13 protein-coding genes are annotated in these 12760 nt (G+C 44.5%); 7 read left to right on the top strand and 6 right to left on the bottom strand.

Annotation, left to right across the window (positions count from 1 at the left end):
* Window position 1 precedes the first annotated feature (1 nt).
* The 4 genes from uxuA (at window position 2) to IGI73_RS12725 (ending at window position 3652) form a co-directional block, all read left to right on the top strand.
* Window positions 2–1078, top strand: a complete 1077-nt coding sequence (gene uxuA / locus IGI73_RS12740; RefSeq protein ID WP_115232719.1) for a mannonate dehydratase — start codon at window positions 2–4, stop codon at window positions 1076–1078.
* A 16-nt stretch (window positions 1079–1094) separates the two neighbouring features.
* Window positions 1095–2483, top strand: coding sequence for a glucuronate isomerase (gene uxaC / locus IGI73_RS12735; protein WP_428206651.1), 1389 nt, complete (start codon window positions 1095–1097; stop codon window positions 2481–2483).
* Between the two features lie 138 nt (window positions 2484–2621).
* The gene (locus tag IGI73_RS12730) at window positions 2622–2948 is read left to right on the top strand and encodes an MGMT family protein (RefSeq protein WP_428206650.1); all 327 of its coding nucleotides are present in this window, start codon (window positions 2622–2624) and stop codon (window positions 2946–2948) included.
* On the top strand, window positions 2945–3652 hold the full coding sequence (locus tag IGI73_RS12725; RefSeq protein ID WP_428206648.1) for a GntR family transcriptional regulator: 708 nt from the start codon (window positions 2945–2947) through the stop codon (window positions 3650–3652). The genes IGI73_RS12730 and IGI73_RS12725 overlap by 4 nt, the downstream gene beginning before the upstream one ends.
* A gap of 94 nt (window positions 3653–3746) precedes the next feature.
* On the opposite strand, the gene IGI73_RS12720 is transcribed toward IGI73_RS12725, so the two are convergent.
* Window positions 3747–4946: an enolase C-terminal domain-like protein gene (locus tag IGI73_RS12720; protein ID WP_428206647.1), complete on the bottom strand. Its 1200-nt coding sequence runs from the start codon at window positions 4944–4946 to the stop codon at window positions 3747–3749.
* 290 nt (window positions 4947–5236) lie between these two features.
* Between IGI73_RS12720 and IGI73_RS12715 the strand changes: the two genes are divergently transcribed.
* The gene (locus IGI73_RS12715; protein ID WP_428206646.1) at window positions 5237–7066 is read left to right on the top strand and encodes a glucose PTS transporter subunit IIA; all 1830 of its coding nucleotides are present in this window, start codon (window positions 5237–5239) and stop codon (window positions 7064–7066) included.
* A 68-nt stretch (window positions 7067–7134) separates the two neighbouring features.
* Here the strand turns inward: IGI73_RS12715 and IGI73_RS12710 are convergent, their stop codons facing one another.
* The 5 genes from IGI73_RS12710 to IGI73_RS12690 all read right to left on the bottom strand — a co-directional run bounded on the left by IGI73_RS12710 (window position 7135) and on the right by IGI73_RS12690 (window position 11366).
* Entirely contained in the window at window positions 7135–8409 is a 1275-nt protein-coding gene (locus IGI73_RS12710) for an ABC transporter permease (RefSeq protein ID WP_428206645.1), read from the bottom strand.
* Window positions 8406–9089 (bottom strand): ABC transporter ATP-binding protein, encoded by a 684-nt coding sequence (locus tag IGI73_RS12705; RefSeq protein WP_428206643.1) that lies wholly within the window; start codon window positions 9087–9089, stop codon window positions 8406–8408. Before IGI73_RS12705 ends, IGI73_RS12710 begins: the two co-directional genes overlap by 4 nt.
* A 153-nt stretch (window positions 9090–9242) precedes the next feature.
* Window positions 9243–10013 carry an ABC transporter permease gene (locus IGI73_RS12700; protein ID WP_005228499.1) on the bottom strand — a complete coding sequence of 257 codons (771 nt, stop codon included), beginning with the start codon at window positions 10011–10013 and terminating at the stop codon, window positions 9243–9245.
* Window positions 10006–10941, bottom strand: coding sequence for an ABC transporter ATP-binding protein (locus IGI73_RS12695; RefSeq protein WP_428206642.1), 936 nt, complete (start codon window positions 10939–10941; stop codon window positions 10006–10008). Before IGI73_RS12695 ends, IGI73_RS12700 begins: the two co-directional genes overlap by 8 nt.
* A 176-nt stretch (window positions 10942–11117) precedes the next feature.
* Window positions 11118–11366: a helix-turn-helix domain-containing protein gene (locus IGI73_RS12690; RefSeq protein ID WP_005234115.1), complete on the bottom strand. Its 249-nt coding sequence runs from the start codon at window positions 11364–11366 to the stop codon at window positions 11118–11120.
* A gap of 194 nt (window positions 11367–11560) precedes the next feature.
* Between IGI73_RS12690 and IGI73_RS12685 the strand changes: the two genes are divergently transcribed.
* Both IGI73_RS12685 and IGI73_RS12680 read left to right on the top strand, forming a co-directional pair.
* Window positions 11561–11824 (top strand): hypothetical protein, encoded by a 264-nt coding sequence (locus IGI73_RS12685; protein ID WP_005228502.1) that lies wholly within the window; start codon window positions 11561–11563, stop codon window positions 11822–11824.
* Window positions 11825–11837: 13 nt separating this feature from the next.
* A complete protein-coding gene (locus IGI73_RS12680; RefSeq protein ID WP_010749901.1) occupies window positions 11838–12755 on the top strand; it encodes a LacI family DNA-binding transcriptional regulator in 918 nt (305 codons plus the stop codon).
* Window positions 12756–12760: the final 5 nt, after the last annotated feature.

Genomic DNA, 12760 nt, shown 5'->3' with positions numbered 1-12760 from the left:
AATGGAAATGACATTTCGTTGGTATGGAAAAGAATACGATAAAATCAAGTTAGCAGATATCCGTCAAATTCCTGGGATGAAAGGCATCGTCGGCACACTTTTTGATTTGCCTGCTGGGGCAGTTTGGCCCAAAGAACGGATCAAGGCGCTCGTGGAAGAAGTTGAAGCAGCTGGCCTTTCCCTCAAGGTGATCGAAAGTGTCAATATTCATGATGACATCAAGATTGGCTTGCCTTCGAGAGACTTGTATATTGAAAACTACAAAGAAACGATTCGAAATTTGGCAGCATACGGGATCGAAGTGATCTGCTATAATTTTATGCCGATTTTTGATTGGATCAAAACGGATCTCGATTATCGCTTAGCCGATGGTTCTTCTACGATGGCATTTGAAAAAGCAGGGATCGACAAAGACCCAGAAGAGATCGTCAAAGAAGTTGAGGAGTCAAGCTCTGGCTATACCTTGCCAGGCTGGGAACCAGAACGTTTGGCACATGTCAAAGAATTGTTTGCTGCGTATAAGGATGTCGATGATGACAAATTAAGAGAAAACTTTGCTTATTTCCTAAAAGCCATCATTCCCACCTGCGAAGAGGTCGGCATCAAGATGGCTGTTCATCCAGATGATCCTCCCTATTCGATTTTTGGTCTGCCGCGTATCGTTAAAAACCGTGATGATCTGGATTGGGTCTGCAACGTGATCGACAGTCCGTCAAATGGCATCACACTTTGTACTGGCAGTATCGCCGAAGACCCAGCCAATAATGTCTATGAGATTTTGGCTGAGTTTTGTCGCCGGGATCGGATCCCTTTTGCCCATGTTCGTAACATTCAATACTTGGGCAATGACAAAGACTTTTATGAAGCACCGCATCTCTCCTCTGAAGGCTCGTTAGACATGTATCAGATCCTAGAAGCGATGTACAAAAATGGCTTTGACGGCTATATTCGACCAGATCATGGGCGAATGATCTGGGGAGAAACGGGACGTCCAGGCTATGGCTTATATGATCGGGCGATCGGCGCTTCCTACTTATTAGGGTTGTGGGAAGCCATCGACAAGAGCGTGGGGCGTTAAGAAAAGGAGCGAAGAAATGTTTTTAACTGATGATTTTATTTTGAAAAACAGCTTTGCCAAACAGTTATACCATGAGTATGCAAAAAAGCAGCCGATCATTGATTACCATTGTCATTTAGATCCGAAAGAGATTTTCGAAGACCAAAACTTCACCAATCTGACCCAAGCGTGGCTGGCGGGGGACCATTACAAATGGCGCTTGATGCGAGCCAATGGTGTTGCAGAATCTTTGATCACTGGCGATGCTGATGACTACGAAAAATTCTGTGCTTGGGCGCAGACCTTGGAGGCTTGCATTGGCAATCCCTTATATGTCTGGACCAATTTGGAATTGAAGCGAATCTTTGGTATTGATGAGCGGTTGACACTAGCCAATGCAGCAAGCATTTGGGAAAAAGCCAATCAACAGTTGCAGACGAAGGAATTTTCACCACGAGGGCTGATCAAAAAGATGGCCGTTGAGGTAATCTGTACGACGGATGATCCCATTGATTCGTTGACGTATCATCAAAAGTTGGCAGAAGAATCCTTTGCCGTGTATCCTACCTTTCGTCCTGACAAAGCAATCAATCTGCAGAATCCAGAATTTCCAGCATACCTTAAGCAATTGGCTATAGCTGCGAGCAAAGAGATCACTAGCTATCAAACGCTAGTTGAAGCATTGACCGTACGTATTTCTTACTTCCAGCAACAGGGCTGTCGTTTAGCAGATCACAGTCTGTCACGTCTTGGAGAGGAAGCTTATGATGGCGCTGCACTTGAAGCGATTTTTCAGAAGCGTTTGACCACTGGGACACTGACTAATGAAGAAATCAGACAGTTTCAAACCGGCTTGCTGATTGACTTGATGCGCCAATACGCAAAGCAAGGCTGGACCGCGCAATTGCATCTGATGGCGACTCGCAACAACAGTCAAAAGCTTTTCCAACAACAAGGGCCTGATAGTGGCGGTGATGCGATGGGGGACGACCGTCTAGCGAGCGGCTTAAGTCGGACATTAGCGCAGCTTCAGGTGGAAAGCTTACTGCCGAAGACGATTTTGTATTCACTGAACCCCAAAGATTATCCAGTGTTGACTGCGCTGATGGGGGCGTTCCAAGAAGAAAGCAAAGGCAAGCTGCAATTAGGCTCTGCTTGGTGGTTCAATGATACGTATTCTGGCATGCGGCATCAGTTGACGACCCTAGCAGAAGGCGGAATTCTCGGAAACTTCGTCGGCATGCTGACGGATTCCCGCAGCTTTTTGTCTTATCCACGCCACGAGTATTTCCGGCGGATTTTGTGTCAGGTGATCAGTGAATGGGTGGAAGACGGTCAACTGCCAGCAGATGAAATGTATTTAGGGCAGATCGTCGCAGACATCTCTTATCACAATGCGAAAACCTACTTTGATTTTCCAAACTAATGACTACTCGATTCGTTCTTGGCTTGCTAGAGAAGGAATCGAGTTTTTGTATGGCTATTGTTAAAGTTGCGTCTGTTCATTTACTATTGGTAGGGAATCCAGTACTATGATAGAAAGATCAAAGAAGGAGCGAACAGTATGAATCCATTCTATGAAGAAGTCTATGCGCTGGCGCGGCAGATCCCTTTTGGTAAAGTCGTCTCCTATAGTCAGATTGCGTGGAAATTGGGACAAATCAACGGCGCGCGAGCAGTCGGTCGAGCGATGCGCTTGAGTCCTCAGGATGTCCCTGCTCATCGAGTCGTGCGGGCAGATGGCATCTTAGTTGGTCCCTACGCCAATGTGCGAAAAGCAGCACTCGTCGATGAAGGGGTGGTCTTCAAAGCCAGTGGTCGTATCGATATGAAGGCTTGCAGTTGGTCCATGAGCGAGATCGCTCCCGCTCAAATGAAGGAGCCATTATGAAAAAACGTGAATTTATCGTGCAAGATCTGTTGAGTAAAATCTATCAGGAAGAATTTTCTACCGGCAAATTACCCAACCAAAGAACCCTTGCGCAAACCTATGGCGTTTCTCGGTTTACGATCCAGCAAGCAATCAAAAACCTTGAAGAGATCGGGATCGTCAAAGTGGTTCAAGGTTCAGGGATTTTTATCCATGAAAAATGGGTCAAAAACCCAATGATCTTTAATTCCTTGACCCGCACCCCTTATGACCGCATCCATTCCAAAATGATTTCCTTGAATAAGGCGGCAGCAACGTTGGATGAACAGCAGATTTTCCAAATAGGCCCAGACGAGGAAGTCTGGACCTTTGAACGAGTGCGGATCGTCAATTATAAAATCGAACAGCTGGAAACCTCTAAATTGCCCGTCAGCCTATTTCCTGAATTGACACAAGAAATCGTGGAGCACTCGATCCAACGCTATGTCGAAAGCTGCGGATACCGCATTTCCCACTACATCACAAGCTATACCCCCATCACCACATCGACCGCGCAATCGGGTATTTTATTGTGCAAGCGGGGAACACCGGCAATGCAGATCAGCAATCGGGCGATTTTAGAAGACGGCCGCGTGTATGAGTTCAGCAATATCGTTGCCATTGATTATGCCGTGACCTACATCCGTCCCTTTGACCGTGAGATCCATCGCTCACGCATCGATTGATTTTGGGAAAGCAAATGTGCCAGTTGCGTCGTCTTTACCCAGAGAGAACAAAGACATCCCCTGTCGATTGGACAGGGGATGTCTTTTGTTGTGTTTAAGGAGTGATCAAAGTGCCGTCTGGTGTACGGCTCTGGGTCCATTCATGAGGACGGTAAACCACGGGAAATTCCGAAGCTGCTGCTTCATCGAACGTGATTCCGATCCCACTTTTCTCGATGGGATAAAAATAGCCGTTTTCAGGTTGCGGACTACCACCAAAGACCGACTGGGTATTTGCTGGGATCGCAATCGTTTCTTGGATCGCGGCATTGTGGAGATGGATATTTAGATGGGTGTTGACGGCTAAGCCGACAGGGCTGATATCAGACGGCGTGTGCCAAGCGATCCGAATGCCCATCGCATCGCAGAAGTGAGCCAATTTCAATGCTGGCGTGATCCCACCGATTTGTGAGACATGAGCACGCATAAAGTCAATCTGTTGATTTTTGACCAGTTCTTGCCATTCCATCGGATTATTGAACAATTCGCCGGTCGCGATCGGGGTCGCCGACTGGCTGCGGAGTTGCTGCAACCACTTGTTTTGATCCGGCGGCAAAATATCTTCTAGGAAAAAGAGATTGAAAGGTTCCGCAGCTTTTGCAAATTGAATCGCTTGGTTTGGATGTAGCCGTTCATGCACGTCATGCAGCATTTGAAATTGATTGCCGTATCGTTCTTGGATCGCAGCAAACATTTTCAGTGTTGTGTCCATGTAGTCTGTTTGATCAAAATAGGAACCAGCGATGGGCTGATCGGGTGTTTGCAGTTGGCTAGGATTTCCACCATAAAAGCCTAATTGGCAACGGATATAGCGATAGCCCTCAGCCAAGAAGCGATCGATTTCTTGATAAAGGTCTTCGAGATTATCTGCCACGGCATGGGTATAGGCGGGAATCGCCGTACGCGCTTTTCCACCTAACAGTTGATACAATGGCATATCGGCTAATTGTCCCTTGATGTCCCATAAAGCCATGTCGACTCCTGAGATGGCATTGTTGGTGATCGGACCATTCCGCCAGTAAGAATTGACATTCATCACTTGCCAAAGATCTTCGATTTGATTGGCATCGCGGCCAATTAAGAGGGGGCGTAAATACTCGTCAACGACGGTTTTTACGGCTAGTGGGCGAAACTGGAAGGTTGCACAACCTAACCCAGATACGCCTTTGTTCGTTTCTACTTTAACGACAACAAGGTTATGACGATCAGGTTTGATCGCAAAGGCTTTGACGTCGGTGATGATCGTTGGTGTCATTTCATTCACTCCAATTTTTGTCTCTAGTTGCTATAGCCATTGAAACATGCTTGGCAACCGCTGTCAATTTGGTCTAATAAAAACTGGATATACACCATAAAACCAGTCCAATTTTTGCCTGTTTTATAATAAAACGTTGATATATAGCGTTTTTATTCTGTTTTTAACAAAAAAGGACTGGTTTTACAAGTCTGTGTGAGCATGCTACTATGTGTGTGAAAACGGAAACACCTGAAAGGGCGCCCGTCAAAAGGATCAGGACCGTTAGCAAACAACAGGGGGAAAAAAAGATGACTAAAGAAGACATCGTAAAACAGATCATTAAAGATGTTGGCGGATCAGACAATATCAACAATGCGTGGCACTGTATGACTCGCTTGCGTTTTGATTTAAAGGATGAGAAAAAAGTCGACTATGCGGCGTTAGAAAAAACACCCAAAGTCGTAGGAACAAAATATCAAAGCAATCAGCTGCAAGTAGTGATAGGAACGGATGTTGCTGATTATTATGCACCTTTAGCCAAAGAATTAGGTCTTGATGAAGCGAACCAAGGGGAAGCATCAGAGAAAAAAGGCGCCGTTTCCTTATTTATGGATACCGTTTCTGGTGTTTTTGGTCCGATCGTTCCAGCTATCGCTGGCGCAGGAATGATCAAAGGATTGATGGCTGGATTGGTGGCATTGAATGTCATCTCTAATCAAACAGATACCTATTTAGTGATCGACATGATCGCGAGCGGCGTATTCACATTCTTGCCATTTTTTGTTGCTGCCTCTGCCGCTCGGATTTTTAAAACCAATCAATATTTAGCAATTGCAATCGCGGCAACGCTGCAATTTCCAACGATGACCAATGCGGTAGCCGAAGGGAGCATTTCCGCCTTTCGTTTGTTCGGCGTATTGCCAGTACCCGTCTTTAACTATGCAGGGACAGTGATTCCCATTATCTTTGCCGTGCTGGCGCTCAGTTATATTTACCGTTGGGTCGATAAACTCTTACCACAAGTGCTGCGTACTGTGTTTACACCGACGATTTCGTTGTTTGTCGCTGGTATCTTGACATTGACGGTCATTGGTCCCATCAGTATCCATCTAGGAAACTTATTGGCTGCTGGCGTGGCTGGATTATTCACTATCTCGCCTGTCTTAGCAGGAATCGTGGTAGGGGCGATTCGACCAATTGCAATCTTCACAGGACTGCATCATGCCATGACCCCGATCGCTTTGCAAAACTTCGCCAATCAAGGATATGATATGCTGATGCCAATGATGTTCATGGCAAATATGGCAATCACCGGCGCCACAGCAGCTATTTATTTCAAAGTCAAAACCAAAGAAGAAAAATCGATCATTTTATCTTCGGCTGTTTCGGGCTTGTTAGGGATCACGGAACCTGCGTTATTCGGGATTTTGTCGAAGTATAAAAAAGCCTTTATCGCCGCAACAGTTGGTAGTTCTGTGGCTTCTGCCTTCATCAGTTTCTTCGGTGTTCGTATTTATGGGTATATTCTTTCAAGTATCTTTAGTTTGCCAGCCTATATCGGGGAATACTTTATCTACGCCGTTCTAGGGATCATCTTGGCGATCGGCTTATCTTTTGCCATGAGCTGGTTCTTGGTACCAAATCAAGCAGCAGAAGGCGATCGTTACACCAACGAAGTGGATCTGCATGCCGTGACCCATGGTGAATACGTCCCATTAGAAGATGTACCAGATGAAGTTTTTTCAACGAAAATGATGGGAGAAGGCTATGCCATTGAGTCACAAGATGGCCAAATCTTTGCACCAGTCAGTGGCGAAGTCACCACTGTGTTCCCTTCAAAACATGCCGTCGGGATCAAAACCCAAAACGGCGTGGAAGTTCTTGTGCATATGGGGATCGATACTGTTTCCCTTGGCGGTCAAGGCTTTGAAGTCTTTGTCAAAGCTGGGGAGCAAGTCACTCCGCAAACCAAACTGGCACAAATGGATCTGCCGTTTATCAAGCAGCAAGGCAAAGAAACCATGGTGATCGTTTTGATCACCAACATGGATCGCGTGCAGCAATTTTCTGGAAGTACTGATTTAGAAGGCAGACACCAAGCCGGTGCATTGCTGGAAAAAGTCGTTTTGAATGCCTAATAAAAGAAAAAAGATGAGCTTCTTCAAGGAAGTTCATCTTTTTTTGTTTGTCCAGTAACTATTTATTTTTATTCATAACGCAAAGCTTGAATTGGATCTAGTTTACCTGCGCGGTTAGCAGGCAATGTGCCGGCTAAAAAGGCGATTAATAGGATGACACCCATAACAGTCAGCGTGTTCGACCAAGAAAAGCCGATCAATTCAAAGCCAGTCAATTCTTCTAGGAAGGTGTTCGCAGCGTAATCGTTGATGACATTTCCTAAACCATAAGCGGCGAGAATTCCGGTGAGGGCGCCAAAGAAACCAATCAAAAGCGCTTCGAAACTGAAGGTGAGAAAAACCTTGCTGCGGCTCATGCCTAATGCTTTCATCAATCCAATCTCACGGGTACGATCTTGAACTGACATATAAAGTGTATTGATGATACCAAAGCTAGCGGCAAGCAATGAGATAGCGCCAAAGAGTGTAAGAACCCCAGTGATAGCGTTGATGACCAGTCGGAACATATTGATTTCATCTTCGATCGTCATACCTTGAAACCCGAGTTCACGCAATTCTTTTTTGATCGTATCGATTTTTGTGTTGGACAGGCCATCCTCTAGATAGGCTTGTGCTGCAAATGATTGATTTTTTAAGTTTTCTGGTAATCCCTTTTCGGCGATTGTTTGCACGTGCTGGCTTAATGCTTGGTTCAAAATGGTCATGCCTGCTTGGATAAAACTAAAGTTACGCACTCCAACAACTTTGGCGGTCACAGTTTCTTGTTCGCCAGTCGCTTGAGCAGAAACTCCGAGAACGACTTCTTTTTCCAATGCATCTTGAGCATTTTTAAAACCTAGTGGTTCGATATATTCTTGATCAAGGACGATCTCATATTCGTCTGTCTCATTATTGATTTGACGCCCCGCCTCTAAATCTAAATCAACACCAGCTGAGCCCATGGCGTTTAGTTGATATTTTGAATCAGTCAGACCTTGAATATAATCAATCGTTAAAGCCGCGATTGGTTCTACTCGATGGATATTGTCAATTGTTCCTATTTTTTCGATATCCTTTGGAGTGATCATACTTGCCTCAGCGGTATTTTTTTCTGGATCGTATTCTTGTAAATTGCTGCCCGGAACCATGCTGACAGTCCCATCTGATTTATAGATAGCTAAAAGCTGATCATTGCCAACAGTCTCTAACTGCAGATCCATATAATTATTGACGCCGGTATTAATACCTAGTGTTAAGTAGATCGTAAAAGACCCAATAAAGATTGCGATGATCGTTAGAAGTGTTCGACCTTTGTTGCGTAAGAGATTTCCTGCAGAAGATTTTATTAAATCGATTAGTTTCATTTTTCTACCTCCTCAATCACTAAACCATCTTTGATATGGATCTGACGATCACAGCGATCAGCCAGCTCAGGATCGTGAGTGACGATGACTAAGGTGATATTTTCTTTTTTATTGAGGCCGAACAAAAGGTCCTCAACTTTTTGACCAGTCGCTGAATCAAGGTTTCCAGTCGGTTCGTCGGCAAAAATGATCTTGGGTTTGTTAACGATGGCGCGGGCAATACAGACCCGTTGTTTTTGACCGCCAGAAAGATCGGTTGCTTTATTTTTGGATTTTTCTGATAATTCGACAGCTTGTAAGGCTTCATCAACCAATTTTTTTCGTTGACTGCGGCGCATGCCATTTATTTTTAATGGCAACATGACATTCTCATGGACTGTATCTTTAGCATTCATAAAGAATTGTTGGAAAACAAAGCCAAATGTTTCATTTCGTAAGTGATTTAATTCCGACGCTTTTTTTCCTTTGACGTTTTGACCCATCAAGAACAATTCTCCGCTAGTGGGTTGATCAAGTAACGCCAACAAGTGCATCAATGTGGATTTTCCGGAACCACTTTTTCCGACGATTGCTACTGACTCACCTTCTCTGATTTTTAAATCAATCCCTTTTAACGCATTGAAGGATGATTCGCCTTTTCCGTAGACCCTTGTTAAGTTTCGTGCTTCTAAAACAATCATTTCATTCCTCCTCTTAAAAAGTTATTAAGTTAAGGTTATCACAAATAGTTGTCAATAAATCAGTCTCTAGTCGTAGATTTTTAAATATAATGAAAAAAAAGACGATTTCCGCTGGAAATCGTCTTGAAAATGCAAGAAAGATTTTAAGTTCAATTAACTACGCAGCCCGCGGCCTTTTTGGATCAAGTACCAGCATACGCTGTATAAGACGACAATGAACAAGACCAAAATACCGATGGATAGGAAAATCGGGACATCGATGGTGCCCAAAAAGCCGTAACGGAAACCAGAGATCATATACACGATCGGGTTGACTTTGGAGATCGTTTGCCAAATTGGCGGCAGCATGCTGATGGAGTAAAAGACGCCTCCAAGATAGGTCAATGGTTGTAAAACAAAGGTTGGCACGATGGAAACATCGTCAAAGGATTGGGCGAAGATCCCATTTAGCAACCCTGCTAATGAAAATAAGATGGCGGTCATGACAAGGGTTAAGACAACGATGACCCAAGAATAAACATGTAATGGGACGAAGAAAAGGGAAATGATGGTCACCAATGTGCCCACCAAGATACTACGGCCAAGTCCGCCAAAGACAAAGCCCCAAATGATGACGTGGGTAGGGACCGGCGCCACTAAGAGTTCCTCAATGTTTTTTTGAAACTTCTGTGAAAAGAAGGAAGAAGACACATTGGAGTATGAACTGGTGATCGTCGACATCATGATCAGCCCAGGAACGATAAATTCCATATAAGAAAAGCCGCCCATTTCGCCGATGCGGCTGCCGATCATTTTCCCAAAGATAATAAAGTATAAGGAAGTAGTGATGACGGGTGGGACGAGGGTCTGCACCCAAATCCGTAAATAGCGGTTGGTCTCTTTGACCGCTAAACTTTTTAAGGCTGTAAAATAAAGACTAAACATGGTTTTCCTCCGCTTCGTGTGCTTCTTCGGTGATTTTCAAAAATAGTTCTTCCAAGCGATTGGATTTGTTGCGCATGGAGAGGACATTGATCCCTTGCTGGCTGAATTGAGCAAAAAGATCGTTGACGCCTTGATCTCGAGCGACTTCAACGGCGATGGTCTGTTCATCTTCCATTTGGATCGGATACCCATTGATCGTTGGTGCTTGTTTGATCGGTGCGATATCAAAAAGAAAGGTTTCAAATTGCAGTTTTGCCAACAAGGACTTCATGCTGGTATTTTCGATCAGTTCACCAGATTGGATGATCCCGATGTTGCGGCAAAGCATTTCCGCCTCTTCTAAATAATGGGTCGTCAAAATGATCGTTGTGCCATTTTGGTTCAGCTCCCGCAAAAAGCTCCACATTTCCCGACGCAATTCGATATCGACACCTGCCGTCGGTTCATCCAAAATCAATAGCCGTGGTTCATGCATCAGGGCACGGGCGATCATCAAACGGCGTTTCATCCCGCCCGACAGCATCCGCGCACGAACATTGCGTTTTTCCCACAAATTCGACTGCTTCAAGTATTTTTCGCTGCGTTTGATGGCCTCGTTGCGGGGGACACCATAATACCCGGCTTGATTGACCACGATCTGCTGGACCGTTTCAAAGGGATTGAAATTGAATTCTTGGGGAACTAGACCAATCTGTTGTTTGACTTGGACCAATTCTTTGTCTAAATCGTAGCCGAAGACTTTGACGCTTCCCGAAGATTTATTGACAAGAGAGGTGATAATGCCGATGGTGGTGGACTTTCCAGCGCCGTTTGGGCCTAACAAGGCATAAAAGTCGCCTTCTTCCACCGTCAAATTTATGCCCCGCAACGCTTCAACGCCGGTAGCATAGACTTTGCGTAAATCGGTTAGTTCTAGTGCATAGGTCATGTTTGTTTAAACTCCTTCTATGTATGATGGTTTATTCTATCATTTTTTTTCAAGAAGAACCGCATGATTTGATTTTTTTCATTTGATTAGATAACAATTGTTGCTAATCGATGAAAAGTGGGAAAGAGGCAAAAGAAAAAACGACCATTTGATCGTTTTTTCGATAAAGTCGATTGTTAGCATAAATACCGTTCTGGTCGTTCTGTCTGTCCTAATAAGTAATCGACAGAAACATTATAGAGGGAAGCTGCGTGTAGCAGCGTCAATACATCGGGTAAGCGATCGCCTGCTTCGTATAAGGTGTAATCGGGGTAAGACACATCGAGATGCTGGCATACTTCTTTTGGGCTCAATCCGCGTTCTTCTCTTAAAAATTTGAAGCGGCAACGCAAGGTGTCTAATAAAAAAGCTTCTTCTAATGTCACTTTGCGGTCCTCCTTAAAAAATAGCGCTTTTTTTTCGCACTGTTCTCTTTTTATTGTACCAACAAAAGCAAAATATGCGAAGTGATTCACATGAAGGGCGATCGGTTTTTGTCAAAAAGTGAAACAAATGACTTGCTCTGAGACGCGTTTCATACAGTATGCTTGATTTATAAAAAGGAAGGCGGGATGGAAACATGAATACATACATGAAGAAAAATGGTGCGGAATGTTGTTATGTGACGTTGGCATTTGATGGACAACAACTGGTATTGACGAAGCCAAAAGGGTTCTTTCAAGAACGGTTAGTAGAAATTCCTGTGGATGAGATCAGTCACTTGACGTGTGATGAACACTTCGGGTCTCAGCGCATCGGATTTATCCATCACAACGATTACTATGAATTTTATACATGTGGGTTAAGTGTGATAGACTATATGAAAGAACAATTATTCGTTTAAGGAGCAGTGAGTCATGGCAAACATTCGGGATATTGCACGCTTGACCGGTTATTCGGTCTCAACGGTTTCACGAGTCATTAATAACAATCCTTATGTCAGTGAAGAAAAGCGTCGTAAGATCCTGGCTGTCATGGAAGAGGTCAACTATATTCCGAATTACACGGCACGGGCATTAAGTGTCGGCAAAACCAAAAATATCGGCGTGATCCTGCCGTTTGTCAATCATCCCTATTTTGATCGATTGTTGAGCGGCATCACGACAGCAGCGTTTGCTCGTGGCTATAAGGTGACGCTTTTAGCCACGAACTATGATCCGCAAGTAGAGGAAGCGTATTTGCAAGAATTTGCGGCGAAAAGCTTTGATGCTTTGATCATTACTTCGCGGGCGAATCCGATCGAAACCTTATTGCCTTATCGTTCTTACGGACGCATCGTCTTTTGTGAAAATATCTCGTATTTGACTGACGGCTGCACCTATATCGATCGAGAGGAATCGATCAAGGAGGTCTTCACGTATTTTAAGGAACAAGGCATCCAGAAAATCGGCGTGACATTGGGACGTAGCCGCAAGCTCAGCAGCAATTCAAAAATCACGGTCCGTTTGGCTCATGACTATTTTTCGACCTTTTCCGAAGACTTGATTTTTTGGGATTGTTTGACGGAAGAAGATGGCAAAGAAGCGGCTGCTTATTTTGCAGATAAAGGAGTCGAAGCGATTTTCACCAATGGGGATCATGTTGCTGCTGGGATCCAGTCGCAGGCGCCGGGAGAATGGCTCGTGATTGGACGGGACAATCTATACATCAGCGAGCTGCTGCAGCTTTCAACGATCGATCATCACTTGCAAGCTTGCGGGGAGACTGCCGTCCAATTGGCGGTAATGGAAAAAAGCGGCAACTATCGCATGCCCTATGAGTTCATCAAACGATAGCTACA

Source organism: Enterococcus sp. DIV0755f, assembly GCF_051713725.1.
Taxonomy (GTDB): Bacteria; Bacillota; Bacilli; order Lactobacillales; family Enterococcaceae; genus Enterococcus_D; species Enterococcus_D casseliflavus.
Note: the sequence above shows the minus strand (reverse complement) of the source record. Positions and strands in the feature narration are given on the sequence as shown.